At 43.0% G+C, this 26,907-nt stretch carries 24 protein-coding genes and 1 pseudogene; 9 read left to right on the top strand and 16 right to left on the bottom strand.

The window, feature by feature from the left end:
• Window positions 1-81: 81 nt before the first annotated feature.
• Window positions 82-792: a hypothetical protein gene (locus QUA33_RS21755; protein ID WP_333151079.1), complete on the bottom strand. Its 711-nt coding sequence runs from the start codon at window positions 790-792 to the stop codon at window positions 82-84.
• A gap of 127 nt (window positions 793-919) precedes the next feature.
• A complete protein-coding gene (locus QUA33_RS21750) occupies window positions 920-1,351 on the bottom strand; it encodes a helix-turn-helix transcriptional regulator (protein ID WP_333151077.1) in 432 nt (143 codons plus the stop codon).
• Window positions 1,352-1,705: 354 nt separating this feature from the next.
• Between QUA33_RS21750 and QUA33_RS21745 the strand changes: the two genes are divergently transcribed.
• Window positions 1,706-2,773 (top strand): hypothetical protein, encoded by a 1,068-nt coding sequence (locus QUA33_RS21745; protein ID WP_333151075.1) that lies wholly within the window; start codon window positions 1,706-1,708, stop codon window positions 2,771-2,773.
• A gap of 49 nt (window positions 2,774-2,822) precedes the next feature.
• Here QUA33_RS21745 and QUA33_RS21740 read toward each other — a convergent pair whose 3' ends face one another.
• Window positions 2,823-3,515, bottom strand: a complete 693-nt coding sequence (locus QUA33_RS21740; RefSeq protein ID WP_333151073.1) for a hypothetical protein — start codon at window positions 3,513-3,515, stop codon at window positions 2,823-2,825.
• Window positions 3,512-4,021, bottom strand: a complete 510-nt coding sequence (locus QUA33_RS21735) for a hypothetical protein (protein ID WP_333151071.1) — start codon at window positions 4,019-4,021, stop codon at window positions 3,512-3,514. The genes QUA33_RS21740 and QUA33_RS21735 overlap by 4 nt, the downstream gene beginning before the upstream one ends.
• Before the next feature lie 456 nt (window positions 4,022-4,477).
• Here QUA33_RS21735 and QUA33_RS21730 point away from each other — a divergent pair, with 456 nt between their 5' ends.
• The 3 genes from QUA33_RS21730 to QUA33_RS21720 are packed head-to-tail and all read left to right on the top strand — an operon-like array spanning window position 4,478 to window position 8,304.
• The gene (locus tag QUA33_RS21730) at window positions 4,478-5,542 is read left to right on the top strand and encodes a trypsin-like peptidase domain-containing protein (RefSeq protein ID WP_333151070.1); all 1,065 of its coding nucleotides are present in this window, start codon (window positions 4,478-4,480) and stop codon (window positions 5,540-5,542) included.
• Window positions 5,543-5,575: 33 nt separating this feature from the next.
• Window positions 5,576-6,874 (top strand): hypothetical protein, encoded by a 1,299-nt coding sequence (locus tag QUA33_RS21725; RefSeq protein ID WP_333151068.1) that lies wholly within the window; start codon window positions 5,576-5,578, stop codon window positions 6,872-6,874.
• On the top strand, window positions 6,871-8,304 hold the full coding sequence (locus QUA33_RS21720; protein ID WP_333151066.1) for a hypothetical protein: 1,434 nt from the start codon (window positions 6,871-6,873) through the stop codon (window positions 8,302-8,304). The genes QUA33_RS21725 and QUA33_RS21720 overlap by 4 nt, the downstream gene beginning before the upstream one ends.
• 109 nt (window positions 8,305-8,413) lie before the next feature.
• Here QUA33_RS21720 and QUA33_RS21715 read toward each other — a convergent pair whose 3' ends face one another.
• On the bottom strand, window positions 8,414-9,595 hold the full coding sequence (locus QUA33_RS21715) for a hypothetical protein (RefSeq protein WP_333151064.1): 1,182 nt from the start codon (window positions 9,593-9,595) through the stop codon (window positions 8,414-8,416).
• Between the two features lie 423 nt (window positions 9,596-10,018).
• A complete protein-coding gene (locus tag QUA33_RS21710) occupies window positions 10,019-12,643 on the bottom strand; it encodes a DEAD/DEAH box helicase (protein ID WP_333151062.1) in 2,625 nt (874 codons plus the stop codon).
• Between the two features lie 432 nt (window positions 12,644-13,075).
• Here QUA33_RS21710 and QUA33_RS21705 point away from each other — a divergent pair, with 432 nt between their 5' ends.
• Complete coding sequence (locus QUA33_RS21705; protein WP_333151060.1) at window positions 13,076-14,437, top strand: IS4 family transposase; 1,362 nt, start codon at window positions 13,076-13,078, stop codon at window positions 14,435-14,437.
• 176 nt (window positions 14,438-14,613) lie between these two features.
• On the top strand, window positions 14,614-15,216 hold the full coding sequence (locus QUA33_RS21700; protein ID WP_333151058.1) for a hypothetical protein: 603 nt from the start codon (window positions 14,614-14,616) through the stop codon (window positions 15,214-15,216).
• Between the two features lie 104 nt (window positions 15,217-15,320).
• Here the strand turns inward: QUA33_RS21700 and QUA33_RS21695 are convergent, their stop codons facing one another.
• From QUA33_RS21695 to QUA33_RS21685, 5 genes and pseudogenes are all read right to left on the bottom strand, one after another.
• A complete protein-coding gene (locus QUA33_RS21695; RefSeq protein ID WP_333151056.1) occupies window positions 15,321-15,854 on the bottom strand; it encodes a helix-turn-helix transcriptional regulator in 534 nt (177 codons plus the stop codon).
• On the bottom strand, window positions 15,851-16,099 hold the full coding sequence (locus QUA33_RS28315; protein WP_445243273.1) for a DUF6932 family protein: 249 nt from the start codon (window positions 16,097-16,099) through the stop codon (window positions 15,851-15,853). The genes QUA33_RS21695 and QUA33_RS28315 overlap by 4 nt, the downstream gene beginning before the upstream one ends.
• Window positions 16,027-17,092: pseudogene (locus tag QUA33_RS21690) on the bottom strand (ISKra4 family transposase). Before QUA33_RS21690 ends, QUA33_RS28315 begins: the two are co-directional and overlap by 73 nt.
• Window positions 17,093-17,161: 69 nt before the next feature.
• On the bottom strand, window positions 17,162-17,305 hold the full coding sequence (locus QUA33_RS28310; protein ID WP_445304775.1) for a hypothetical protein: 144 nt from the start codon (window positions 17,303-17,305) through the stop codon (window positions 17,162-17,164).
• Between the two features lie 4 nt (window positions 17,306-17,309).
• Window positions 17,310-17,489, bottom strand: a complete 180-nt coding sequence (locus tag QUA33_RS21685; protein WP_333151054.1) for a DUF6932 family protein — start codon at window positions 17,487-17,489, stop codon at window positions 17,310-17,312.
• Between the two features lie 140 nt (window positions 17,490-17,629).
• Here QUA33_RS21685 and QUA33_RS21680 point away from each other — a divergent pair, with 140 nt between their 5' ends.
• Together QUA33_RS21680 and QUA33_RS21675 are read left to right on the top strand one after the other, a co-directional pair.
• On the top strand, window positions 17,630-17,755 hold the full coding sequence (locus QUA33_RS21680; RefSeq protein ID WP_333151052.1) for a hypothetical protein: 126 nt from the start codon (window positions 17,630-17,632) through the stop codon (window positions 17,753-17,755).
• A 3-nt stretch (window positions 17,756-17,758) separates the two neighbouring features.
• Window positions 17,759-17,956: a hypothetical protein gene (locus tag QUA33_RS21675; RefSeq protein ID WP_333151050.1), complete on the top strand. Its 198-nt coding sequence runs from the start codon at window positions 17,759-17,761 to the stop codon at window positions 17,954-17,956.
• A 253-nt stretch (window positions 17,957-18,209) separates the two neighbouring features.
• Here QUA33_RS21675 and holA read toward each other — a convergent pair whose 3' ends face one another.
• From holA to dnaN, 3 genes are all read right to left on the bottom strand, one after another.
• Window positions 18,210-19,166 (bottom strand): DNA polymerase III subunit delta, encoded by a 957-nt coding sequence (holA, locus tag QUA33_RS21670; RefSeq protein WP_333151049.1) that lies wholly within the window; start codon window positions 19,164-19,166, stop codon window positions 18,210-18,212.
• Entirely contained in the window at window positions 19,163-20,590 is a 1,428-nt protein-coding gene (gene dnaX / locus QUA33_RS21665) for a DNA polymerase III subunit gamma/tau (RefSeq protein WP_333151047.1), read from the bottom strand. The genes holA and dnaX overlap by 4 nt, the downstream gene beginning before the upstream one ends.
• Window positions 20,591-20,885: 295 nt before the next feature.
• Window positions 20,886-22,283 (bottom strand): DNA polymerase III subunit beta, encoded by a 1,398-nt coding sequence (gene dnaN, locus QUA33_RS21660; protein WP_333151045.1) that lies wholly within the window; start codon window positions 22,281-22,283, stop codon window positions 20,886-20,888.
• Between dnaN and QUA33_RS21655 the strand changes: the two genes are divergently transcribed.
• Window positions 22,267-22,530 (top strand): hypothetical protein, encoded by a 264-nt coding sequence (locus tag QUA33_RS21655; RefSeq protein ID WP_333151043.1) that lies wholly within the window; start codon window positions 22,267-22,269, stop codon window positions 22,528-22,530. The genes dnaN and QUA33_RS21655 overlap by 17 nt on opposite strands.
• Window positions 22,531-23,004: 474 nt before the next feature.
• Here the strand turns inward: QUA33_RS21655 and QUA33_RS21650 are convergent, their stop codons facing one another.
• Window positions 23,005-24,432, bottom strand: a complete 1,428-nt coding sequence (locus QUA33_RS21650; RefSeq protein ID WP_333151041.1) for an AAA family ATPase — start codon at window positions 24,430-24,432, stop codon at window positions 23,005-23,007.
• A gap of 581 nt (window positions 24,433-25,013) precedes the next feature.
• Complete coding sequence (locus tag QUA33_RS21645) at window positions 25,014-26,255, bottom strand: hypothetical protein (RefSeq protein WP_333151039.1); 1,242 nt, start codon at window positions 26,253-26,255, stop codon at window positions 25,014-25,016.
• Window positions 26,256-26,907 lie beyond the last annotated feature (652 nt).

Below are 26,907 nucleotides of genomic sequence, written 5' to 3'. Positions count from 1 at the left end.
GCGGCCCGAAAAGCCCGCGCGAGAGGCTCACACTACCGTTCCCACCACAAATCCAGAAGAGCTATACACAGTCGGAACAGATTAGATCGACACTTCGTTGACTTCATCCAAATTGATTTCATCCAAATTGATTTCATCCAAATTGATAGCTGTTGCTACTTCCTTCGGTTGAGGTGTTAGATAACCATTGAGCTTGATAACTGTTTGTTCTGTCTCTGGTTCAATGGTAGTCAAAAGCCAATTTTGAGTTTGTCGGTGTTGCTTGCTGTCCCAGGCAAACTGAACTTTTTCTGCTGGTTGAGTCGGGTGCAGTGCCAAAATAATCAGTTGCAGCTTGTGAGGCTCGATCTCGAAGAATTCGGCAGCTACCCATAACTTAACTCGGTCTTGCCAAGTCAGTACAGGATGGCGAATCGCCCACTCAAATAGTTTGGGCGTTCCTTTAACTAAACCCACATTTGTACGGACTTGTATCACTTTAATTGGAGGAGAAAGGGAAGAATTTTCTTCGGTCACTCCCCTTTTTGTTCGGTCTAGTTTTGTTTGAATTGGAATGTCAACAAACAGTTTTCGCTGCGGTAAAAACAGTGATGGCGATAGTTCTTTGAGCTGGAAAACCCACTGCTGGAACTGGGGGTGACTGTTGAGAATTGGATCGACAGGTAATCCCATTAAAATTTGCTTGACAAGCAGTTGCAAGCGTTCTTGCAGATAGGAAGGAACAAGAGGCGGCTCTTGTAGTGGGCTAGTATGAATAGTTTGATTGAGGTCGGATAGAGTAAGGAGGTACATTGCTCAGAGCATAAAAGACTGAGCAATAGCGGCGATCGCCAGAAGTCAGGGGGGAGTGGGGAATGAGACAGTGATTTTTCCGGCTTCTCAACTGAAAACCTTAAGGGTGCAGGCTGCTTGTTACCAACTATACAAGTTTGGCTAAAAATGCTACTGATGAAGAAATGATATCGGCAATATCATCTGGATCGAGGGAATAGATCTTTGCTAAAACTTCTTTTTTAATTTTTTCAGAGCCTACCCTCTTGCTGCCACTCACTTGACTTATCGCCACCTCATCCAAACCGCGTTGATAAACTGATAAGGATATTTCTCCATCCAAATAAAGTTGCAGAGTCTTGGTACTGCCACCGCTTAACTTTGCCAGTTGCCGAAAGTTCTTAGAATCGGATTCGGGTATCGTTTTTCCTTTTAACCACCGATATACTGTTGAAAAATCTACTCCGATAGCGGACGCTAAAGCGCTTTGAGTCCAGCCTTCTTTTAGCAGCAGCTCGATCAACTGAGTCAGCCGCTTTTGGCGATCGAGTATAAGAGAAGATACAGAGCTAACAGTCACAATTGCTTACCGAAAATTTAGGTTTAAAGTCCTGGGGCACACGGGAACTAACGCCCTTGCGAGACACCGACAAGAGTTTGGCTGAGGAGACTCCTCCGAGTGTAAGCCGAGTAGTGGAAAGAGGAAGCCCAAAGAGTGGTCTTGGGAATCCCCGCGCGCGAACGCACCCGGAGGATGTCAACTAACGCTTTTACCGTACACTATTTTACTTTCTGCTGCGTTGAAGCCGATACTTTTTCGCTATTTTACGCCCTTTCTACAAAATTTGAGCAATCAAAGCCTTAATCGATTACGCAACTACCCTTGCATTATGCAATACTTAATTTTGCACCGTGCAAGACGGACGGAACATCAATGTCATCCTCCAACACAGTTCGCGGTTCTGATGCACATAACTTCTCTGTTGTTCGCAGCGCTGAACTCACTGCTCCAGTTGCACAGGACTGCCACCTAAACAAAGCCGACGCTAAAGATTTGTCTGCCCAGAGCAGTACGCTCACTGATGCTGAAGCATTAGAATTAAGCAGCTTGGAAGCGAAAGTCGAACGGAGCTTGAAAGCTTTCTGGGAAATAGGGCAAGCTTTGCGCCAGATCCGGGATCGCCGCCTCTACCGACAAGACTTCTCGACGTTTGAAGACTATTGCACTAATCGGTGGGAAATGTCTCGTCGTTGGGCTTACCAATTGATCGAGGCGGCAACCGTCTATGAAAATGTGCGCCATGGCGCACAAATCCTTCCCGCCAATGAGCGCCAAGTTCGCCCTCTAACAGCACTACCCTCCCAAGAGCAGCCTAGGGCTTGGGCCCAAGCCGTTTCTACTGCTCCGAACGGCAAACTTACGGCTTTTCACGTTGCCCGAGTTGTTGAAGAACACCAGAAAAAAATTTCGAGGAATAAGTCTAACAACGAGAACAGTTCCAAAAAGCAACGAACTCTTTCAACCAATCATCCAGCATCAGACTGTAAGATTTTAGCAGCCAATCAAGAGGATGCTGAGGGATTGGGAGCAACATCCAGTCAGACAGAAACTCAATGCCGAAGCTGCTGGAACTGCTATCATTGCAGTTTTGAGCCTGTTCAAGACGACCCGCACAGTTTTTATTGTCAAAAGCTGGGCAAACTAAGCTTTATTGAGAAGGATGGTAACGAACGGGGAGCTGAATGTAAATTGTGGCTTTTTCGATGGAGCGATCCGGAGTTAGTTAAAAAGGCAAGACGAGCCGAGCGAGATACTTTTAGTTTAACTCTACAGTTCCCGATAGACTTGCAAGACCAGATCCGAGATGCGGCTAAAACTCAAGGGCTGGCCGTAGCAGATTGGGCAGTACAAATAATCGAAGCTGCTGTTTCTACAATGAGTCTGGCAAATGAAATCGGGCCTGCTCTAAACATTCCGCCCGTCGCTACAAGTGATAATTAAGTTTTGGTTTTTCTTGTCAGTTCAAGGTAATGTCTGCTGCCGTCTATTTTTAGCGATCGACTAGCATCGCTAGCCTTTCTATTGTTTGCAACAGCAAGTTGGCACGACCTGAATTTCTAGCAACGGGCGAGAGGAAAGCCGGTCCGGTTTCGCGCAAATTTTCAAGTTCAACTCGAAACCATCTCGATAAAAATGATTTGACTTCTGTGTCAGCTTGCTGCACTTCTTCAATCAAACTAGAACGCCCGTCGAGCACTGCCATGATGTCTTCAATATCGGAACTAAAATAAAAGTTGCCACCACCTCTACCCGTGAAAGCTTCTATTTTGGAAGCAAGGAGATAAGGGGCTGAAAAAATTAAAATTTGCCTGCCACTTGGCAGTTGGTAGCGAATAGCACGAGCAATACCAGGACTGTACCAGCGGTTGGAAAAACCCAGCACCGACTCATCACACGGCATGACATCAATCGAAATTTCCCCGCAGTACCAGCGACACAGCGGTGCCCCCGGTTCTGTACTTTCTAGGAGTCCCAGGGTGCGCAGCAAGTCTGACAGTTGATAGTATTCAGCCCGAGATGCAATGGAGACTACACAATCTACATCATCGGTGGGTCGAATGTCGGGGGCTGCTGCTTCATCCAGGTAAAGCGAGATGGTTGCTCCTCCTGTAAAGACGATGGTAGCGGGTACAGTCGAGAGCACTGCAGCCACTGTTTCCAGCATGAATATCTGCGGATTCATGCTGGAAACAGCCTGCTTTCAAGTTCGCTAGCGGCCAAACGTTGCTCTCGCACCCTACCTACCCTCAACGCATCAATCAAGCTCAGCAAGGCGTAGAGTTCCGGATCGTTACTGGCAGCGACAGGGACTGAAGGGTACAAAGGGGCGATCGCCTGCCCCCTGACGGCACCTTGAGGATCTGGCCACACATAAACTTCAGAGGGCGAGGCAAGCAGCTTGCTTTTTAAGGGCTCTGCAGAATGTGCGGTAGGCAGTCCCCGACTTAAGGGACCGGGCTGGGCGTAGAATACATAGCGCAGCCCGTGAACCAAGAATTCTAGGAGTGCTTGTTTTCCTATCCTCCGATGTTCGCGATCGTACAAGCCTGCTGCGGAGCATCGAGAAAGAGCTCCGTGAACTTCTGACGCACTCATGCCCAAACTTTGAGCGAGGGTGCTGTAAGTCCAGGAATCCTCGCGCCAACAGTGGACTTTAAGCAGGGCAACAATATCTTGCGGTTTGAGCATAGGTGGCTGCGATCGCTTGCGGTTTGCTTTATTCTACATTCGCGAATAGCGAATAAGCAAGCTGTGGCTCCAAAAATTTGCTCCCTCGGCTGGGGTTACGGAATAGGAGTTCTTGTTCGCGATTGCACTCATCGCTATGTGCCTGGGGGTATGGTCTTGGATGTGTTGATGGGATGTGCTGGCTAACCCCGCTTGCAGACAGTTTGATACTCTTGCGCAAACTGACTAACGTATTTATGAATTAAGATAGTCAATCAGCAGTTATGTATGCCAAAAACATTCCTGAAGATAGCTGAAGAGGATTAATAGTTAGTTGCGACCATATTGGCATTTGCTTTGCTATTCTGGAAGAGGAACCCTTCTGTAGTTTGTTGGGTTGGATTAAGGGTGAGTGCTTGTGCCCTTATTTTACCCATCTCAGCAAAGAGGCTTCTTTGTTGAAATACTAATAAAAAGATGGTCAATTTAGAGGCTGAAGACTATAAAGAATTAATAACTCTACTAAAAGATATACCAGAACTAGCCACGGAGCGCCCGCGCCAACGAATTTTGGAACTAGCTGGTTTGAAACAGTTGATACCAATGATCGATGTTTCAGGTGCTTCATTTGTGGCAGTTAGCGAGATCGTTAGCTATCTGTCAAAGTACGGGCGTCTAAATTTCGAGCATGAGGTCTTGGGGCTTTTCTTGAATACCCTGAAGAGTTTTGTAGGAGTTCAGCAGCAAGCTTCTTTGGATAGGTTGCTGATCGAGTATGACATGATGACTCCAATCGCAACATTACCTAACATCCGCGATTGGCGGGGAACAGAAACCACCACAGATGTATCAGAGAAAATAATTGGTGAAAATACACTACGTCCAATCTCATTCTTGCGCCAAGGGCTTCAAGTATCTCGTTCGATTGCTTATATTGGGGTACAGACAAACCAAAAACGTTGGTCAGGTACAGGTTTTCTCGTAGCCCCAGATTTGTTGTTAACCAACAATCATGTATTGCCCAGCTCAAATTTACTTACAAACTCAGTTTTTCGTTTTAATTATGAAGAGAGCTTCCAAGGAGAAGCTCAACAGATAGATGAGTATCGCGCCAAACCAAATGGGGTATTTCATACTAACGACTCCTTGGATTACACTTTAGTTCAAATCGAAAGAGAACCTGGAAAAACATGGGGGTGGTTACCACTACTACCTAGGGAGATTAGTAGCGGTATCAGAGTCAATATTATTCAGCACCCATTGGGACAACCCAAGCAAATTTCACTACAAAACAATTTTGTTCAATATGTAGGCGGCAATGTAATGCAGTATATAACCTCTACCTTGAATGGTTCTTCTGGTTCACCGGTTTTTAATGATGGCTGGGAGGTTCTTGCCCTGCACCACGCAGGAGGTAATATTCCTGAACCCACAACCCAGCAGCGTTACTTTAGAAATGAGGGTATCCTGGTAACAAGTATCTTAGCTGACTTACCTTCCGACTTTGCAGATATGCTTAGGCTCGCAGCATTAACTACCTAGTTAAGGATAATTTATACAAATATTTAGATTTCAATGACTAGAAATTTCAAACAGCAATTGCTACAGATGTTATTAAACATACCAGCTACTCAAAGCCTTGTGGAGCGCAAAGCTCTTTTGAATTTCACAGGCTTTAATTATCTAATTCCCCACATTAACTCTCTGGAAAAAAATAGCTTAGCTTTCGTTTCAGAATTGATAGAACTTATATTAGCTGAAGGGAAAGACCAATTATTGATATTTCTTAATAATGTGGTTGATAGTGAGTTTATCGGTTTTGAGACTAAGCAAACACTCAACGCTATAGTTGCAGAAATAGGCTGCCTGGATTCTCAACAATGGAATAGCGAATTTACTGCATCGAATAAAGTTCAAATTCCAGTTACAACTTCTAGCTCATACTATGCTAAAGGTACAGAGACGGTTTACCTCAATCTGTTAGAAATATTTTTCCCTAAACAGCTATACATTTCAGATTTAGTTGTTGAGCGGGAGAAAGTTATTGAAAAGTCCAAAGATTGTCAAATCAAACTTAAGAAAGATGCATCAACACGAGATGTTGCGCGTGCTGCTATCGAGCAAGCAGGGTTAGCTTTTGGAGTGGATTGGATCTGTCATGAAGGAAAAATCGTAACTTTCCATGATTTAAGAGATGATAGCATACCGATTTCGGCAATCGTCGATCGTGGAACAACAACCTCGCTTGACTCTCAGGAGTTTTACAAAAGAGATCGAAACTTTGAGAATGTCTTCAAGTCCTTGTTAGGGCGATGCTTGCAACAAAAGTTATATCGTCAAGATGTTGTGTGGCAACATCAAGAGAAACTGTTCATTTTTGTAGAAATTGATGGGAATGCAATACGGAAAGAGGAATGGTATGGCGAAAAAAAGAGCACTCGAACTGTTTACGAACGGGTGATGAAGAATAATAAGCCAGATGAAATTTTAAGTTGTAAGCACCAAGCATTTCGTACACAATATCGGAGATTTGGTCAAAGCTGGTATCTTACTATTATCCCAGACTGGTTTTTCAGTTTCGACGGATATCGACGTTCATTCTCTGCCAAGGATAAGCTCGATTGGTTGAAGCGAGAGGAGAATAATAAAAACGTTTACAATCATTTGCGGTTTATTGTAGCTTTTTTAAAAACAGAGAAATCTTCAGATCTCTTTGTTACGAGATATACTTACCCTTTTTTAGGGTTTGGTGAACTCATCACTTTTGAAAATGCTCCGCTACTTAATGATGATGACTGGAATCCAAAATCACCCAGCAATGGCAGCCTTAATACTAATGATTGGGAGCAAATAGTATTACCATTAGACTTATGAAATTACACTACATTAAAGAACCTTTATTAGAATTTGGTCAAGGCTCTCACATTTGTCCAAGAGCGGGCATTACGAACTATGATGTTTATGATACGAAACTTAAAATCAGACGCGAACGAGTTCTAGTTGGTGCTGTGGGAACCAGTGATACGCTATCCAAGTTATACGCTTGGTTAGAGAAATGTTCGCAGCCCATTCCTGCCAAACCAGACAGTCGTCAACCTAACCTATTTGTTCCCTTTTGTGGGTTTAAATCCGACTTGGGATTTAAAGCACTCCTAGTAATTGATGAAGAAATTACTCGGGTACTGAATAACTCAGATATTAATGCAATCATTCAGATTAAAGATTGGAATGAACGAGTTTATGCAGCAGTTGAATTATACTATCGCCAAGCTAAATTTTTGGCTCAAAATCGCGTGACTGATGTTATAACCTGCGTTATTCCCACTCGACTATATGACAAAATTTATAAGCAAGAAATAACACCTGTCGAAGAAACATTAGAAAATGAAGAAGATGGTAAAGATGATGTTTTAGAAGTCAACTTTAGGCGGGCGCTAAAAGCTAAAGCAATGTCTCTAGGAAAACCCTTGCAAATCATTAGAGAAACTTCTTTAGGGTCGAATGTAAAAGGTCAGCAGGATGATGCTACAAAAGCTTGGAACTTTTGTACTGCTCTCTATTACAAAACTAATCGAACGGTTCCTTGGAAGCTGGTTACTAATATCAATCGACCCTCCGTATGTTTTGTTGGGATTGGTTTCTATCGAAGTCGCGATCGCAAGGTGTTGAACACGAGTTTAGCCCAAATTTTTGATGAATTAGGCAATAACGTAATTTTGCGAGGAACCCCGGTTAATATCGATAAAAGCGATCGAATACCTCATTTGAATGCAGCACAAGCCTATCAACTCTTAAAGCGCGCTCTAACTGAATATGAAACTGCATTAGATACCTCTCCAGCGCGACTTGTGTTGCATAAATCCTCAAATTACAGCGATGAAGAACTTGATGGCTTTGAGTCAGCAGCAAAGGAAATGCGAATTCGCAAGGTTGATTTTGTCACTATTCTTGACAGTGATTTACGCATCTTACGTGGAAATGAATATCCGTCATACCGAGGTATTCATATTGAATTGAATGAGGAAAATCATTTGCTGTATACCCGTGGCTCCGTCGAACACTACAGAACATATACAGGAAAATATATTCCACAACCCTTGGAGATTCGAGTTGTAAAATCGGATGAATCCCCTGGCGTAATTTGCCAGGAAATTTTAGGTTTAACCAAAATGAATTGGAACAACACTCAATTTGATGGAAAGTATCCAATTACGCTAGCTTGTGCTCGAAAAGTCGGTCAGGTTATGAAATATTTAGGTGCTGATGATGATGAGCCACAGATCAGCTACAGTTTTTATATGTAGTCGATTGCGATATAACCAATGCTAGAAAGCCGCTCTGATTCATTCAAATAATTTAGCTAAAAATCGAAAAAAAAGAGGAGTAAACAGCACATTTATTCCTCTTTACACCTTAAAAATCGTCTAAATTAAATAGCGAAAATTGGTGAGGTGATCTTGTCGTCTTCCTGGGTCGGCGTTTGCCCTTAACAACTTCTTGAACTACGGGATTTGAATGAATTGATGTTAGATCGTCCAAGTCAATAACTGCCGAGCTTTCTTCTGAACTTATTTCATCTTCATTTAGACGATCGGTAGGATTTTTAGCCTGAGATTCGACTGGTTCAAACCACTCATTATACCAGCAAGCAGCATTCATCGATTGAGGTCGATCGCTACTTAAACTATTGCCGAGGAGCAAGTCAGTTTGACCCAACCACCAAATCGGAATAGCCAACCAAGGCGAAAACAGATAAAACTGAAACAAAGCGCATTTTAACAGAATAGGCTCTACATCTTGACCGATACCGCTCAGACAGTAATTCGACTGTGCTAACATTAAAGCACCCGTACCGCACGCAGGTTCATTGAAGTTGGAAACTCGCTCTATCTTATCACCGCTGACTAACTTAGACATAAACTGACCCAATGCCAAGGGTGTCGGATAAAAACCCGAACTTTTTTGAGCAGTCTTCCCGCAAATTTGTGGCAATAGCCTGCCCATGTAATCTTCAGGATAAAGCATCAAAATTGACAGGTCAAACATTTGATAAAGGCGCATTGATGCACCTTCACAGCCGGCGGGTTCTTTTGGTAAAATCTTGTAAGCTGGATGTCCGAATGCGAACAAAACCCAGTTCAAGAAAAAATCCAGATACTCCCAAGCTGACCGAGTTTTCCATTCTCCGTGTTGGGGAATGCAATTGAGAGTGTTATCTAACATGGCTTCTGCGGCAGGAGAATGCTGCCATTCAATTTGGGGAATCGGTTCTGCTGGTAAAGTTTCCTCAATGACAAATTTGGGTAATTTTTCGGGTTTTCTGTTCTCCAGAATGGCTAGCATGGGTTCCATCTGCCACCGCATCCAGGTATGACTGGGGACAGCTTGACACAAAGCCCAATAATCCCACCTTCCCCACAAACATCGGTCTATTTGTGCGAGAATTGTTAACAGCCAGCCGTGCTTTAAATCCCGTTTGAGATTGGGGATTAGAGCTTGCTTTTTCTTTTGTTTATAGGGTTGTTCTCTGAAATGTAACCGCGTTGACTCTTTAGTTTTGGAGTCAATGATTGGCAAGACAAGCTTGTTTTTCATGAGTACAAGTCTGAAAAATGCACCCCTAAAAACCGCAGTAGCGGTTCACACATTTTAAGAATGGGGAGTGGGGAATGGGGAGTGGGGAGTGGGAAGAGACGGGAGTATCTCAATGAAAGCAGGTAAGCAAGCTAGAAATTGGAGTTTTGAGGCAGAAGGCAGGAGGAAGAAGGAAAAAGGAAGAAGGAAGGAGCCAGAAGAAGTGTTTTTACCAATATGAGATGCTCCCGAAGAGAGGAAGAGAAAGTGGGGAGTAGCTTTTCCTAATTAGAATCGCTCTGGAAGCAATGTTGAACAATTGCCTATTTGTTTGATAGCTTTTATGAAGTGATATCGTTTCCGGTTGCATTGGAATGATAAAATCTCGGTCAATAATTCCACATTCCCCCACTCCCCACTCCCCACTCCCCACTCCCCCCATTCTTAAAATGCTTCGCACAGCAGCAGCCCTACCTGCTTGAGTAAAGCTTTATTACCATCAGGGCATCCCGACTGAATCAAACATTTAGGACAGCCAGAACTGCAAGAACAACTGCGGGCTAACTCAGCAGCCGCATGAGCTAATTGAGGGAGAGAACGAAAAATAGCTTCCGAGGTTCCCGAACCTCCTTCTGCTAAATCGTAAAAGAGTCCTGCATAGTCATTTGCACCTCTCTTCTCTACCAGAAAATTCACATCATTAGGTGAAGCCAAAATAGTCAGAGGTAAAGCTGCTAAAATTTGATGGCCGAAACTGTGAATAGCCAACAAATTCGCGGGGTACTCCCACAACTGCTGATATCCGGGCTCCATCTCCTGTTGAGATTGAAGCAATTCCTGGCGAGTAGCTGTTACTACCTGTTGCAGATAACATTCAACCGGGGAATTAAAACTAATTTGCAGTACAGGAGTCGCAAATTTTATTTCGTAAGGTTGCTCAAAGTTTACCTCATTAAGAACCGATGTTAGCTCAGCAGAGCGAGTTCTCTTGCCACAAACAGGACACGCAGTACATTTTGGTAAATGCTCTTTGTAATTGACACACTTTCTATTGAGACAAGTTAACTCGTAATTGCGAGTTAATAATTGATAACCAGTGACGAGTTGGCTAATTTCTCCCCAAACCAGTTCCAGAATAGCTTGAGCTGGAATTGCCTTACTATCCGTTGAATTGGTTTGAACATTTCCTTCAACTTCTGGAATGACCAACGGGATTTGTTGAGGCAAACTCAAATTCTGCTTGAGGCTGGTATCAGTGTGGCTAATCGCTACAGTAAACAGTCGAGTTTCAGGGGTGTTTTGCAAAATAGCTTTGCCATTCAAGAGCGAGCGGGAAGTATAAGTCACCAAACAGCCGTCTGAGTTTTGCGTGCGGTAAATAGCACCAGGAAATACCTCTCGATAAGCAATCTCCGCACTGAGGAGTTCAATCTCTTCTTGAGTCTCCGCATCCACCAGTTGTATCGTGCTAGCACCCGTTCCCCCTCGAAAGTTTACGTCTTTATGCGGAAAGCCTTTAGCCCATAATTTATCCCGGCTTCTGTGAAGAACACCTTGCTCAATTAAAGCCGTTGCAATTTGAGGAGCGCTCTTGCCAAAGTAGTGCTTGAGCTTATTGGCCCGAATGCCTGTTTCGACAGCCGCGCACATCAAATGTTTGGCAATATCTATGGGATAATTGGCATTAAAGCTCACCAATTCAGATTCAGCCGACAGCAACAATTCAGGGCGCTCGGCAAAATAGTTATCCAAAGGTGATTGTGCAATAGGAATGAAGACAATTAAACCGGAGTTTGTGCGACCAGCCCGGCCAGCCCTCTGCCTGAAAGCTTGCAAACTTCCCGGCCATCCCCTAATAATAGCAAAGTCAAGTTGAGGCAAATCAATTCCTGCTTCGAGAGCGCTAGTGCTGAGGATACACTTAACTGTTCCTGACTGCAAAGAGTTAATAATTTCCATGCGGCGCTCGCTTGTTAAACTGCCGTAGAAAATTGCTACTTGCGACTCAATTCCCGAGTTAGTTTGAGTTACTGCTTCTTGCTTAAAAGTTGCCCACAAGTTCTTAATTGCTTGTCTGCCGTTACCGAAGCAAATTCCACTTTGCCCTTGCTGCAACAAAAACATAATGATGCGAGCAACATCTGAATTAGCATCATGAGTCGGTTTAGTAACAATTAATTGCCGTTCTGGGACAGCAGCTCCGCTAGAGTTAATCCAAACTAACCGCTCGGGTTTATTGATATTTCGCTTTTGACTTCTACCAGATAGTAACTTGGCTAATTTAACGGGATTGCCAACGGTAGCACTCAACATCAGGAATTGCAGTTTTTGAGAACAACCCCCGCGCTCGTCTACTGCCAATTTTAATCTGCGAATTAAGCTAGCCATGTTAGCTCCGTAAACTCCGTTAAAAGTGTGAGCTTCATCTAGGACAATATAGCGGAGGCGACTTAAAAAATGCTGCCAAGGCTGACTCCAGTGAACGCCTTTCAGCGCATAGTGAATTAATTCTGGTGTTGCGCTGATTATGCTAGGATTTGTAGCTAATAATTGTTCTCGGGTTTGGGGAGGAGTATCCCCAGTTAGAAGGGCAAGGCGGGGGCGCGCAGGCTCAGGAATCAGTTGGAGCAAATCGGCAAGTTTTTGACTTTGGTCGGCTGTTAAAGCTTTCAAGCCATAAATAGAGAGTGCAGTAAATTGATGTTGGAGAATGCCCTCTAAAATAGGCAAGTACGCACTTAAAGATTTGCCAGAAGCTGTTGCTGTGCTGAGGATGACATCTTTGCCCTGGCGCACGGCTTTGAGTGTTTTAATTTGGTGGGAATAAAGCTGTTGGATGCCTTGGCTGTGCAAAGCAGAAATTATTGAAGGCGGCAAGTCTTGAGGAATTTTGTAGAGCTTAGGAGTTATAGCAGGCGCGATTGTCTGATAAATAACCTCTTCGCCTAAAAAATCACACAAATCGGCTGTTGCAGTTGGCTGCAAGTGGCTTGCTTCTGGGAAGTTATTTTGGTGAAAATCATGTCTGGCTATTAGTTGTGAAAGAAGGTTGATATAATTGGGAGGCATTGGTCACTCTAAGAATGAATCTTTCCTCTCTTACTACCGATAGGTAGGAAAAAGAACGAGAGAGGAAATTCCAAAAAAAACCACTGGGAGTCGGACTGAAACTGGTGGCAATTATGGGTTTTAATTCAGGAACTAGGGAAACGGTAGGCCTCTGGCTCACTGCGCTCACGCGCCGCCTCGTGAGGCACTATAATGAGTCTTGCAGAAGTCGTGAAACTCTCTTCTCTTTCCGACCTTCGCGTGCTAGCGCTAACGCGCCGCTTCGCTAACGTGTCTTCGCGGTTCGTTTAAAACTTGTTTTTTTCACAACTTATTTAGACTCATTTGTGACAAGTTAAGAAAAAGTGCAAATTGTCAAGGGGGTAGACAAAAAAAGGTAAAATAGGATGAAACCTTTACCGGGCAAGCAGTTGAGCCCGAGTTGAACCAGTTATGATTCGCAACAAAAGAATTAACCGAGATCATGCAAAGAAAAAAAATCGTCCCCAAGTAGAAAATGAAGTGATCGCGAATCACCTGGAAGATTTATTAATTCCGGCAATGGCTGCCCAAAAAACTTTTTATCGCCAACTAAATCTAAGAGATAGGATTCTGACACTACCATTAATGATGGCAGCAATATTAAGTCTCTTATGGCGAGATGTAGCGGGAGTAACAGAATTAACCAGATTATTAAATAGAGAGGGATTTTTATGGTGTGAGCCGCAAGAGATTAGTCAACAAGCATTATCGCAACGATTTTTAACTTTTCCCGCCATTTTATTTGAGAAAGTATTTAAAGAATTATTGCCTCATTTTCGCCGAAAATGGTTAACAAGAAAATCAAGACCACTACCAGATAGCGTACAATTTGCCTTAAAAAGCTTTGATAATATCTGGATAGCTGATGGCTCAACATTAGAAGCATTATTTAAGAAGCTACAAAGTTTATCAGATGTGCCAATTGGTCAATTAGCGGGAAAAATGGGAGTAATCATCGACCTAGTAACTCATCTTCCCGAAGAAATTTGGTTTGGGGAAAATCCGAAACAAGCAGATACTAACTGGGAGGAAGATTTACTAAAAACAGTTAAGCCGAAAACCTTACTGTTATTGGACAGAGGCTTCTATCACTTCGCTTTTTGGTCAAAACTCATTTCTCAAGAAATTGGATTTATCACTCGAATAAAGAAAGGTGCATCTTATCAAATCGAGCGGGTATTAACCAATACTTATGATGTCAAAGACCAGATAATTAAAATAGGTGCAGGTACAAAACAGACACCAGCTTTGACTATAAGATTAGTACAGATTCGCTCCAAGACTTCCTGGCGTTCTTATCTGACAAGTGTCCGAGAACCTGAAATATTGCCCCCCTATGTAGTAGCAGATTTATATCAAAGACGCTGGCGGATTGAAGACGCATTTTATACAGTAAAAAGATTATTAAATCTCAGCTATTTATGGACAGGTTCATTAAACGGAATTCAGCTCCAAATCTGGGCTACTTGGCTATTTTATGCGGTTTTAGTAGATTTAGGAGATGCGGTGGCAGATGAATTAGGAGTACCAATTGAACGGGTTTCATTAGAAATGATTTATCGGGGAATGTATCATTTTTCGGTGGCCTATCAAAAAGGATTAGCTTCTGACCTAGTTAAGTATTTTGCCGCCGGTAAAAATCAAGATTTAGGGATCGTTAAGCGACGACGAAAACCTCATGTCAGGCTAATTATTTCTCCTTTCCCTGGAACTCAAAGAAGTCCCGAACAATTTTTTTTCAATAATAAAGGAACAAATGGAGTCATATTTTAATTGGGTCAACAGGTAAAAAATGAGTAAAATTACTCATTGACAATAGTGCTTTTAGCTTAACTTGTGAGTAATGATTTAGACTGGCTATATAATTAGTACAGTACACTTTACCAATTACTAGATGTACCTCATTTAACGCAGAAGTGTTATAGTATCCAATTAAGAATAATAAACCTATGCCTTACAGTAAATTCTCTCTCAGCAAAGCTGTAGAAGATTTTCATCTCACAATCATTGAAGGAGCGCGTTTTTTACCAGAAATACTCCCAGTGACTCCTAGTCTTTTACTACAAGATACTCTTAAAGAAACGATTCCATGGGCGATCGCGGTGAGTAGCGAGAAAGCTCGTTCTGAGGGTATCATCAATCCTGTGTTACTCGAAGTAAAACGCCAACTTCCCGGACAAATTAGCGTTTTTTCTGGTGAAGAATTCAATGTAGAACCGGAGGCTGAACTTACAGGCTATGTTGACTTTCTCCTGAGTCGTTCCCCGGAGCAACTATTTATCAAAGCTCCGGCAGTTATATTGGTGGAAGCCAAGAAAGAAGACCTTAAACCGGCTCTTGGCCAATGCCTTGCAGAAATGGTTGCAGCTCAACGCTTTAACCAACAAAAGCAACAGCCGATATCGACGATTTATGGAACGGTGACTAGCGGTACTGTTTGGCGTTTTCTTAAATTAGAAGAGCAATGCGCGTCCATTGACCTTACAGATTATCCGCTTCCTCCGGTTGAGCAAATCTTGGGCTTTCTGGTTTGGATGATGCAGGAAAGATGAGCTGCTATTAAACGGTTTTTGGGTATGTCAGTTAACTGACTTTCACCGATGAGAGTGCGTTCGTACTCTTAAAAACTGCGGGTACTATCGGCAATAACTAATGACTATTTTTCAACTTTCTGAGCTTTAACTTCTAACTGCTTTTGCTGTCGTTCTACAAACTCAGCAAGAGAACTTTTCCGAATTTCCATCTCCTGAAAATCCACCACAAAACTAGCTGTTTTCAGCTCAACCGCTAAAGCTTCAGTAATATCGATAATTTCCACCCAACTCGCACATTGATAATCTGAGTCTTCGTATTGCTTAATTCGATTTTCTTCCAGCCCCAGTCTATCCGCAAGTTCTTTTTGAGTCATTTTCGCAGCAATTCGAGCTTTAATTAAGACTCTTGGCAGTTCTAAAATCGAATCTACTTCAATTTTGAGGTCTTGAGTGCGATCGCACCCCACCAATCTTTCATACTCAGCTATTTCTGCCCTAAAAGTATCCAGATGACTTTGGATAGATTCACGCATCACTGACCACCAAGGATCGTTATTTTTTACCTCTTCATCTTGGGCGTCATACTGGGCTAGCGTAGATTCACATCTTTTCGCTAACTCTTGGGTATACTCATATTGCTTTTTATTTCTAATCATGGCGACCACCTTACTAAATCTATAGCAATAATTCCTTTAGGATGCAGCTCTCTGTCCCGTTGAAATAATTCATAGGAAGTTAGATCGTAACTACCGACTGGCTGGTCGGACGGAAAGATTTCACCGCGATAAAGAGCTTTCTGTGCGGGAGCATCCCGGTTTTGCAAAAGCCTCAAATGGCTAAGAGGTCGTTGAGGTAGGCACAACGAAGTTTTAGCATTTGATTGACATTTTTTTTCAACCATTGGGCCCCAGAAATTTTCAACCTTCTATCTATTTGTTTAACCGTCGATTCCACCGCTCCCGAGCCGATAGAACAAATCTTGGCTTGTGATAATTGCTCATAGTTAACAATTCGAGAGCGATGCTTTTCTAGATATTTGCAAAAGTTTTGGGCGGTTTTTTTGCGACCATACTTAAATAAATCTATGGTGGGTTCGACCAGGCCTTGCCACAAAAATTCCTTGGCTTTAGCTAGACGTTTCAACGACCCTCCCACTTTATATAAATTTTCAATTAAATGATACCAATCTAAAATTTCGCGTCGGCTTTTACCAGGATTCAACTGGTTAATAATCTTCCATATTCCATCATGTCCATCACCCAGACAAGTTAAGAGTTCGGCTAAAGGCTGATGATTTACATAATTAATTAACGCTTCATTATCTTGATAAAAAGCCCCGTAATAACTTTCATGTAACCGCACCGCTTTATAATCTTGCCAATGAGACCCTTCTCCCAAATTCCCTCTCAGACGGACTTTCCCTCCATCTATGCTAGTTTCCTTAACCTCGATTTTGGCTATAGGTTCTGACCATTCTTGTTTTTCTACCAATCGATGTAAACAAGTGTGTCCAATTTTGACTCCTGTCTGAACTTCCATTTCTTGGGCAGCATTTTCGTAGGAAAGATTAGCAATTTGACGGAGACAGCATTTTTCAAATAATGGAGATAATCTAGTTGATTTCTTAACCTCTAATTTTTGGGCCTGTTTTTCAGTAATTCTTAGTTCACCAATACAGCTTTTTACGCTCGCTGGGGTCGTCCTTGTTCTGTTCCCGTTGCTTGTTTGATAAAAAAAAACCGATTTGGGGGCCGATTTTTTCAAGCCATTGTTGCCTGAGATGCTTTTCGATATTTTCCAGACTGGTCAGTTCACTCGGGGGTGTATTCTTATACAAAATTTTAGCAATTTCTGACGTACAGCATTCCAATCGCTCTAGTTCTTCAGGGGTCATGGCTCTTTCTCTCTACTCTTTTTTAACGTTTCTTTGGATTTTACCCATTTTATGCTGATTTGGGGATATTTACCAAACCGGGATGCTCCCTTTCTGTGCGGCTCTATCTGCATAATTTCTCAGTCGAGGAGCATGAGTTTTCAGATAATTCATATCAACCTCTTCTCTATCCCAACAAGCATCAAAATCTTGAGGAGCTAGTTTGCTAGTAATAAAACTACCATTGATGTAAATTGTTCGGCATCCTGCTGCCTTTAGCTGCTAAGAATGCCATTTGCAAACCATCTATCATGCGAGTACGAAGTGGTGTTATTCCAAAGCGATCTTTGAATTCTTCCCATTCGGCCCAATACACTCCTGGTGGCAAGTTGCCGTTCTCATCAAATTCGGGAATCATGCCCTCACACCTTTACATTTTAACACAATTTTATTGTCGGTTTTTATAGCTATTGATTTTCTCAGCATACCTGAATATGCAGGCAAAAAGCCATCGCTATGAGTGATAATTAATAAGTTGTAACAGAAGCGACTGGTGCGATGCAGGGTTTTGAGTTAATTTTCAGGTCTAATTCGACACCGAATGTTCGGAATATTCCGACTCACTACGGTCAAATAGAAGTCGCCACAACTACATTTAGACTCAACGGTCAAACTCACACCTAAACGATGGAATACGACGAGGATTCGGAGGGCCTAATCGTCGCTATTAGAACCTCCCAAGGTAACAGTCAATCAGTAGTTTATGATGCCTTGGAACAGGTCAAATCGATGACAGATGTATTTGGCAACGTCACATCATACAGCTACGACTTGCACGCCTCATCCGGGCCAACAATACAACTCCACCTGCTGGGTCGGTTGTAACTCGCATTGACGAAATTACCTTACAGAAAAAATATAGTAAGCGGAAAGCGAGCAAAACTTTATTTAGTCCGCTCGATGCAAGCGACTCTCTTAGACTTTAGTTCCAGTAAACTTTGGCAACCAATCTGGACTTATTGTACATTATATTACGCTTAAAATGTTATAAATTAACCTTAATAAGTAATGAAATAACAGCTTTTTTAAGAAGACCGTTAATGAAAGGCTGCCGGATTAACTCGGCAGCGCTTTCCTGTTATTTAAAGTGAGTGAGTTGAGTGATTCTGAGCAAAGCAGGCAACATCGAGTCAGGCTTGTCTCCAGTTTTGAGGGCAATTTCCAAATCAAACAAAATGGAGAGTGCTCGACTTAAGGAGTTCGCAGATACTTCCTTAACCTCCTGCTTAAGGAAATATAGCCGTTTGGGGTTACTAATTCCGCACATACTAGCAATTTCGCTATCAGAACGTTGTTGACCGGAATTGAGAGTAGCTTTTACCCACAGCCAAGTTTTAAACTGGGTTTGAAGAGTAGCAATAATTGCTAAAGGAAACTCTGCCCTAGAGAGCAATTCGTCAAGCACCTTAATTGCCTCCACTGCTTGACCTTTTAAAAGAGCTTCGGCAAGTTGGAAACTGCTGGCTGTGGTAGCTGGAACGAGGATTTTAGCACCTTCTTTCGTAATGCGAGATCCCGCGGCATAAATGGCTAATTTCTCCAGTTCACTAACTCTTCTAGCAGAATCGTTGCCAATGGCTACCGCTAGATAACTGACAGCATCTCTGGCAATTGAGAGATTCATCTGTTTAGCAGTAGCAGCGATCGCACTTTCAATCAAATCAGTACGCCAAGGAGGAATGAGAGTAAACTCCTTAAGTTGACCAAACTGCAACAAATGCTTGACCACCTTAAGCCGCTTGTCGATCGCACCAGCAGTGAAGACTAAATGCGTCGTGGTAGGTAACTGGGGCAAGATTTGCAGCAATTCTAGCCCCATTTCTCCAAATTGCTTAAAATCGCAATTTTCAACGACAATGAGTTTGCTTCCTCCGCCGAAAGGAACTGAAGCAGCAGCAGAGAGGGCTGCATCCAGGGAAGAAGCATCGAAGCGGTGGATGTTGAAATCTCGCCAGAGAGGGTGAGTTTGAGTTTTGAACTTTTCCACTTCTCTGGCGATCGCGTAGGTATCATGCCCAATTAAGATATAGATCATGCTGCTAAATCCTCCTGTTGTTTGACAGTGACATTAACAGAACGACCTAGAGCTTTAGTGACGATACGCTGCACGGATTCAAGGTGACTTTTAAACTTAGTCGCGTATTTTCTTTCTACTACTAACACACATGAATCAGTAGAAAGTTCTGCAATTTTAGCTCGGTTCAAGAGGTCGCGATTGCCTGGTTTCGCTGCTGCTATTACTTGCGCCCAAGTTGCCTCTAAGTCAGGAGCAGGAGCAGGAGCAGTAGCCTTAACATCTTGAGGGCTTTTATCAAGTTTGTCAAATCGATTAGATTGGGAAGTTGCCGGCAATCGCATTTCGGGGGCAGCGGGTTCGCTCTTACCTATCAAGTTCAGCAAGCAGACTTCTAACCAGGTAGCAGCATTCGTACTGGTTCTCAATTGAAATTCTGATTTTTGCAATTGTGTACAAGCCGCATCAATTGTTTCAAAATCGAGATGAAGAGCGAGCGATCGCAGTTGTGAGTAGCCAACGGGCCCTGTAATTAAATTTTGGCAGTGGCGCGTTGATTTGACAATGAGCAAGTCTCTCATTGCTGCTAGCAAGTTGCTGAGAATCAGTTTGGGGGTTTTGCCGCTGTCAATGAGCGTTCTCGAAGATTGCAGTACGCTTAAGGTATCGCCAGAATGAATAGCTTTGAGAAGGGCGATCGAGTCTTCCTCGCTAATGCTGCCAGAGACTTCTGCCACTGAAGAAACCGTAATCTCTGAATTTAGCAGTGAAAGCTGAGAGAGTAGTTGCAGGGCATCCCTTAACCCTCCGTCACAGGTGCGAGCGATCGCCCGCATTGCCGAAGTTGCGATCGCAATAGATTCAGCGACGCTAATTTTGTCCAATTGTCCCACAATAGCATCAACTGACAGAGATCGGAAGTTAAAAGTTTGGCAGCGGGAGATAATTGTCGGCAGGACTTTATGTGCTTCAGTCGTACACAGAATAAATACCACATGAGCCGGAGGTTCTTCAAGGCATTTGAGGAGAGCATTTTGAGCGCTGGTACTGAGTTGGTGACACTCGTCTAAAATCCAAATGCGGTAACGGCTCATCGCTGGCGCAAAGTTGCTGTGTTGTATTAATTCTCTGGCATCATCCACACCATTGTGAGAGGCAGCATCGATTTCAGTTACGTCTAAGCTTGAACAGGAGTCAATGGTTTTGCAGCTTGAACATTCCCCGCAAGGAGTGGCGGTTGGCTTTTTGCTATTCAAACAATTGAGAGATTTAGCAAGGATGCGAGCGGTTGAAGTTTTGCCTGTTCCTCTGGGGCCAGTGAATAGGTAAGCTTGAGCAATTTTGGCGGAGGTGATGGCATTGGTCAAGGTTGTTTTGATGGTGTCTTGACCCACTAATTCTTGTAGGTTTTTGGGGCGGTATTTGAGGTGCAGTGGTTGGTACATTTTGAGTGATTAGAATACTTCTGGTAACTATTCCCCGATAGGGGGGAGGAAAAAGGGAGTGGGGAATGGGGAGTGGGGAGTAGGGCAAGACAGGTGATACCAAATCAGGGTTAAAAATCCCTTTATTGCTGAAGAGGGGGAAGGGGGAAAAATTAGCGATCGAACTCAAAAAGGCGGTGAGTAACCCGAATTTAGTATGATTGGTAGTCAAATCGCTCGCGACTCCTCCTCTTCTTACTCTTTTCTTTCCTCTCCTCCCCACTTCCCCACTCCCTACTCCCCACTCCCCCCATGACTATTCTTGCGGAGCGACAATATATTCGCACTCTAAAGCCTCTGTACCCGACGCAGGCGTTCCAAACGGTACAATCAGTAGGGGAGCGGTAGGAGTTGCCATTAACACCCGCAAATCTGAGCTGGAAATCGCTTTGGCTGTATCAATCAAATAGCGGATGTCACACTTGAGACAAAACTCACAACCCCATAGTTTGGCATCAACTGTCTCAGTTCCTGAACTGAGAGTATTGTTGAGTGATGCTCGCACTTGTTGGGCATCTAAATCGAATTCTAAAATAGCTGTTAGGTGAGACTTGTCGCTGTGAGAAGCTAACCTCTCTAAGGCTTTTAAAAAGCTCAGCCTCTCAACCACCACTTGATGGCTAAATTCAGGTCGATAGGGAGCGATAATTTGGTCACAAATCGGATATTGCCCTTCTAGCAACTTCGTTGTCAACCGCCAATTATTCCACTCGAATGCGACAAAATTACTAGGTTGCTCTGGCAAACCTTCATAGTAAATCGTAACTTTGTCAGCAGAATTCAAAGAACGCTCCAATAACCGGAGTACCTTAGCAGGGACAGTAAAATTAACTACTTGACGGCTCAAAAGATAGGAATTGCTGCTTTCGTTCAATCCTAAAACCATTGCTACCCGATGCCCATCTGTCGTCCAAACTCTCAGTTGATCGAGTCCTCTGTCTGCGTCGTGACTGAGTTGAAAATTCCCTCCTGTTAAAATGCGTTTGTTTTCCTCAGAACTTACAGCAAATAAGCTAGCTTTTAGGACAGAAATTAACACGCTAGCAGGAAGCGTTACAAGTTTCTGTTGAACGCTGGGGATAGCCGGAAATTCGTCTGCAGCTAGCCCGCGAATGGCGTGCTTGCTTCTTGACGCACTCAGAGTGGCACTGACTGATGGAACGTCGCTTCCTTTAATAATTTCAGAAGAACTCTTTAAGGTAAGGCTGCCGCTAGGAAATTTTCCCAGAATGTCAGCAAGTATGGGTGCGGGGAGGGTAAGCTTTCCAGATTGATTGACATTCGCACCAAAGCTCACTTGCATTCCAAATTCTAAGTTGTAAGCAGTCAGATGTAAATGTTGAGTTTCAGCATCAGCTTCAATCAAAATATTGGACAAAATGGGATGGCTGCTATTGCTGGGGATGATGCCTTTCAGGGCTTGTATATAATCGTTGAATTCTCTTGAATTGCAGACAACTTCAATAGCTGATGGGAGAGGAGAAGGGGAAGGCAATATCGCCTCATTTGACAATGTTTCTAGAGAAGGAGCATCGACGGCTGGAAGTGCTGCAAAATTTGTGCAAGTTTGCGAGGCTTCTACTTGTTGTGGAGAGATTGTTAAGGGTTCGCAAACCGAGTCAGTTTCAGTTGTTGCTTTGACTGATTTGTTCACAGTCTTTGCAGAATTAGTGGCTGTTGCAGCCGAGCGTTTTTTCTTAACTGTTCTCTCCAATACTTCCTTTTTATGCGGTGTTCCTGTTTGTCGAGATTTTGCCATAATTAGCCTGGTGTCAGGGGTGCGATTGGCCGCTGCGGTAGCAGCACTTATTCAGGTTGTTGAGAAAGAGGAGTGGGAAAGGAAAGGAGAAGGAGAAAGAGAAGGAAAAGGAGAAGGAGAAGGGGAAGGAACCCACGCTTAAAAGCATAGGATTGAAAGGTGGACATTTTGTATCTAACTCGGTGCATATCGATACAATTATTGATTTTTTGAGCATTGCTATCAACCCACAACTAAAGTTTTTTATCCATTTTTACCTTCTGCTTCGCCTTGCCTTTCCGTTTCCCTTTCTTCTTATTTTATAAATAGAACTTACGCACAGACTCTACTTGTAGGGTGCTGATGGCACACGTTACTACTACAGATAGTGTGAAAATTGACTTATGCAGCGTAAGTCCCGATGGAGAAGCTTTCTGAAAGTTGAGCGTTAGTGACTGTTTTTTAGAAAGGTATAGACCTGTTAGTTGAGCACTTTACCTGTTAGTTGAGCACTTTACCTGTTAGTTGAGCACTTTACCTGTTATAGCAACCGCGCCCGACGGTTAGGACATTCTTAATCGCTGAAACCATTGCTATTACTGCTTCTTCCTTCTTCCGAATGCTCGAGTTGAGGACTTTACCTCTTGGTTGAAAAGTTTACCTCTTGGTTGAGAAGTTTATTGTTTGAGTACAAGTCATTGGGGGCAACAAATAATATCCGATATCGGCAGCGGCTTGCACCGACATAATAAAGCCGGTGGTACTCTTTAAGTTTCTGTGTGCTGCTCAAATCTTTGCCGATTAACAATCTGCTGAAAAGGTCGCTTCCGTCAATGCCAACTTCATCAAAAGTGCTGCCCTGCGAATTGTGAATAGTCAGAGCAAAGCAATTGTTAATTTCAGCGAACAAGTCATCTTTGAACCAGTAATATTTCCTCCAAAGAAATCCATTGCGTTTAGCACTCTTTAGCTTTTCTTTAAGTTCAGCCTGGTAACGCTTATTTTCAGACTCGTGCAGGACAAAGATTTGCCGAAATAAACCGTCATCAGTCACAATTTTTAGCAGCCAAACTCGATAGCCTCCGTGCTGGTTAATCTCAACTTCCTTGACGGTAAATTCCGTTGAAGTCGGCAAAATTACGGTTTTGCCGTCAGGTGCCATGACGGGTTTTTTGGTAATTAGCCTTTCTCCCGGTACAAATCTGGGTGCAGCTTGACCGTAGACTTGTTCTCTGATAAGGTGATTGTAGTATCTGACTCGTTTGTTAGTCCAGCACAGAATTCTGAAACGATCAGGATTTTGACTAAATTCTAGATCGATCGTTTTGACAGCATATTGCAGCAGCGTTTCTGATTTAACTTTGAATGCACCGTTTGACTTGTCTCCTTTTTTGTATTTAGAGTGTGGCAAAAATATGTCTGCTTTGCTATTGACAAAAGAGCGGCATTCTGTTATGAAATCGAGCACAGGGCTTTCCCCTGCTTGCCTGACAACTTTGGTCAGTACAGCTTTATTGGTAATGCTGAAAGCAGGCGACTTTTTTTCTCCTACAGGATTGAGTTGAGCCGGGTCGCCCATTAAAATTAGCTTGCGGTGATTGAAGAATGTGCGTTCAAAATTGCGTTCTATCCATTTCCACAATTCGCTTCCAACCATCGAACATTCGTCGAGGAAGATGATATCGTAGAGGTGAAGGCTGCTGGAACTTGTCTGTGACAAGGCTTTTTCTTGTTCTTTTCTGACCATGCCTAATCCTAAAAGTTGGTGTATTGTCATAAAATCTACTCCGAAAATGCCTTGAGACGCTGCCATTTTTCTGAGGATGCCGACTGCTTTGTTAGTAGGTGCTGTGAGGGCAATGCGTTTGCTTTGACTCAAGAGTTCTTGGATAATTTGAAAGACTATGGTGGATTTTCCAGTTCCTGCGTAGCCGCACAGCAAGAAGAATGACTCGGTAGTGGTTAGAAAGGTTCTCAATTTGTCAAGGGCTTGCTGCTGTTGCGGTTTGAGCGTGAAGGGAAATTGTGTAAGTTTTTGGGGTTGTTCGAGTAAGGTTTGAATCATTAGTTAGCGTCCATTACTAATTTTATCAACCTCTGATTAAGCGTTAGCTTGACGGGGGAGTCTTTCAAGAGTAGGTTTTTTAGATTCCGGGCAAGGAAGAGAGGGAGAGAGGGAGAGGGGGAGAGAGGGAGAAAGGGAGAGAGCCATTCGCGAAAAAGCCCGGATTTCGACTTGTTATGCCTTTAAAACTTGCCTCTTGCTTGCCCTCAATTTCTGAATTGTAAAAAACCTACCCTTGAGAGGAGTGGGGAGTGGGGGAATGCGACGCTTATTAAGTAGTCCGATAATCGCTTTTAATCACTTTTAATGGTTATAAATTAGGGAATAATTTCACTGACTTTCTCCTAAATCCTGGCTAACTTAATTAGGACTTACGCAACAATTTTAGGGATGCGGGCGGCGATTCACTGGCAGGATAGCTCCGCTTCACACGGGGGATTGCGCCTACCAAACACCATATATTGAGGCTGTGCGTAAGTCTTGTTAATAAAAATAGTAGTACAAATGGCAAATTTTTCAGCTATTTGTTTCAGCAAAAAAAGACAGCGTTCATTCCCTAATCTCTACTTGCCAATCGCCATTTACCTCTGGGAGGGCATCCTTTCCAAGTCAAGTTCAGCAACTTTTCCCAGAGCTTCTAAACGCTTGTTTAATGTTTTATGGCGGGGACATTCTACAGCATACTCGTATTTAGCTCCTGTATGTTGAAGTTCAGAAATTTGGCAATCAATTAAGTTGCTAAGGTTGCCGACTAGCTTTTTGACAGGTATTAGCCACGCTTTAGCTAGTGCTTTAGTACGGAACCCAATCCAAGCTGTAAAATAGGAGCCGTCTTCGCTAATTTGATAAGCCACATTGGGCGATAATTTAACCAGGGGTTCGATGCGGGCAATACCCAAACCTTTGAGTTCTGTCAAGCTGTAACTTAGGACTTCTCCGCTGTTCCACTGGATTTGAAATGGACGTGGATTTTCAACGTTCAAGGTAATAACTGTCCCCATGGGTTGAACTCCTTCTCGGTGCTGTAAAATGCAATCTCCCTCTCTAAATCCGTAGAAGCCTTGTTTTTTTGTTAGGTTTTCTAACTGCTGCTTCCAGGCTTCTTCCCAAGCTATGTTAAAGTCGAGAAGTTCGTAATTTTCTTCGCTCAATTGTCGAGCCAGTTTTTCTTTTAACTGCTGGTTGTGGATTGGCATAGCGAATTCTAAAAAGTTGTCGGGTACTTCAAGAGCTAAATGCGTCTTAGCTCTGATTCTGAGTTCATTGACAGACAAACAGCGGGCGTCTTTTAATTGCTGGGGTGCAGGAATATCTATAGTACAACTTGTCAGGTAGCCTGGAAACAAGTTGATGGGAAAGAGATAAGATTGGTCGAGAGTAGAGATGAGAATGTGGTGTTCGCTCAGCGATTCTACTTTGAAACGAGTTGCGTTACTAAATTGTATCTGTTCGGAATTAGCGAGTACGATAGTTGTGCAAGCTGGAAGTTCTCCAGCAGTCTTTTGAGGGATAAACTTAGGAACGAGAGAGATTTTGAGGGCGCGGATTTCGTCGAGGTTATAAGTCCAAGAAAATGAATCTTCGCCGGAAATTGCGTCCCAAGTAATTGTCACAGGTTTTTCAGTTTGATTGAGAGAAGTAACAGTACCGTATTGGTTACCAGTTTTAACGATATCATTTAACCTGAAGGGATGTTCTTCAGCAGGTGCGGGAATAAGGAAAGGGAAAATTACTGCAACTACTTCTTTAACTTGAGGGGATTCCTGGCTGGCTGATTCAGGAAAAGTGTTGTGGGGGGTTATAAGAGAGTTGTTAGCATTCATAATGGCAAGAATTTGGTGATCGCTTAACTTCTCCCGCTAGGGGGTAGCTTTTAATTTGGAGGTCTCCTTAACAAAGGATTCTTGCTCCAATTGCAGGAAATAAATTAGCTGTTGTTAGAGGGAGAAGCTGTTGCGATCGCAAGCTATACTACTATTAGCCACATCTACGATCGCACAGCTATCAATCAGAGTATATTTACTCATACAATTGTAACTATCCGTACAAAGTATATTTACTCATACAATTGTAACTATCCGTACAAATGCGATAGCTCTAGAGCGTCAATCTAGACTATGATAACAAGTTGTAGTTAGTACACTTTAAAAAGTCGGCTACTGACAATTTATTGAGTTAACACCATTCAATTGATAAAAACTTCTCCCAGCTATCAGTAGGTTCTGTCGCTGGGAGAAATCGCTGGAAAGTCGGTTATTCAACTAACGCAGGTATCTCGATTAATTCTATTTCAAACCTTCGCTGCATTCGCCGTTATTCTTTAGGCACAGTAGGCTTTGGTTGGATGTCAAAAATAATCACAAATGTGCGCGTTTTAACTAATCGCTGCAAAACCCGTAGTAACTGCTCAATAACCGCTGGTTGGAGTATCTGAGCTAAGTAGTCCCAGAACGCGAGCCAATAAACTTATTTCTC

Origin of the sequence: Microcoleus sp. Pol14D4 (assembly GCF_036701245.1) — a bacterium.
In the GTDB taxonomy this organism is placed as follows: Bacteria; Cyanobacteriota; Cyanobacteriia; order Cyanobacteriales; family Microcoleaceae; genus Microcoleus.
The sequence above is the reverse complement of the archived record's forward strand: the minus strand, read 5'-3'. Positions and strand labels throughout refer to the sequence as shown.

Bases quoted from the DNA above. Each gene is read 5' to 3' on its own strand.
- QUA33_RS21755 (WP_333151079.1), bottom strand. From the start codon at position 792: ATGTACCTCCTTACTCTATCCGACCTCAATCAAACTATTCATACTAGC.
- QUA33_RS21745 (WP_333151075.1), top strand. From the start codon at position 1,706: ATGTCATCCTCCAACACAGTTCGCGGTTCTGATGCACATAACTTCTCT.
- QUA33_RS21740 (WP_333151073.1), bottom strand. From the start codon at position 3,515: ATGAATCCGCAGATATTCATGCTGGAAACAGTGGCTGCAGTGCTCTCG.
- QUA33_RS21735 (WP_333151071.1), bottom strand. From the start codon at position 4,021: ATGCTCAAACCGCAAGATATTGTTGCCCTGCTTAAAGTCCACTGTTGG.
- QUA33_RS21730 (WP_333151070.1), top strand. From the start codon at position 4,478: ATGGTCAATTTAGAGGCTGAAGACTATAAAGAATTAATAACTCTACTA.
- QUA33_RS21725 (WP_333151068.1), top strand. From the start codon at position 5,576: ATGACTAGAAATTTCAAACAGCAATTGCTACAGATGTTATTAAACATA.
- QUA33_RS21720 (WP_333151066.1), top strand. From the start codon at position 6,871: ATGAAATTACACTACATTAAAGAACCTTTATTAGAATTTGGTCAAGGC.
- QUA33_RS21715 (WP_333151064.1), bottom strand. From the start codon at position 9,595: ATGAAAAACAAGCTTGTCTTGCCAATCATTGACTCCAAAACTAAAGAG.
- QUA33_RS21710 (WP_333151062.1), bottom strand. From the start codon at position 12,643: ATGCCTCCCAATTATATCAACCTTCTTTCACAACTAATAGCCAGACAT.
- QUA33_RS21705 (WP_333151060.1), top strand. From the start codon at position 13,076: ATGATTCGCAACAAAAGAATTAACCGAGATCATGCAAAGAAAAAAAAT.
- QUA33_RS21700 (WP_333151058.1), top strand. From the start codon at position 14,614: ATGCCTTACAGTAAATTCTCTCTCAGCAAAGCTGTAGAAGATTTTCAT.
- QUA33_RS21695 (WP_333151056.1), bottom strand. From the start codon at position 15,854: ATGATTAGAAATAAAAAGCAATATGAGTATACCCAAGAGTTAGCGAAA.
- QUA33_RS28315 (WP_445243273.1), bottom strand. From the start codon at position 16,099: ATGGTTGAAAAAAAATGTCAATCAAATGCTAAAACTTCGTTGTGCCTA.
- QUA33_RS21685 (WP_333151054.1), bottom strand. From the start codon at position 17,489: ATGATTCCCGAATTTGATGAGAACGGCAACTTGCCACCAGGAGTGTAT.
- QUA33_RS21680 (WP_333151052.1), top strand. From the start codon at position 17,630: ATGCAGGGTTTTGAGTTAATTTTCAGGTCTAATTCGACACCGAATGTT.
- QUA33_RS21675 (WP_333151050.1), top strand. From the start codon at position 17,759: ATGGAATACGACGAGGATTCGGAGGGCCTAATCGTCGCTATTAGAACC.
- holA (WP_333151049.1), bottom strand. From the start codon at position 19,166: ATGATCTATATCTTAATTGGGCATGATACCTACGCGATCGCCAGAGAA.
- dnaX (WP_333151047.1), bottom strand. From the start codon at position 20,590: ATGTACCAACCACTGCACCTCAAATACCGCCCCAAAAACCTACAAGAA.
- QUA33_RS21650 (WP_333151041.1), bottom strand. From the start codon at position 24,432: ATGATTCAAACCTTACTCGAACAACCCCAAAAACTTACACAATTTCCC.
- QUA33_RS21645 (WP_333151039.1), bottom strand. From the start codon at position 26,255: ATGAATGCTAACAACTCTCTTATAACCCCCCACAACACTTTTCCTGAA.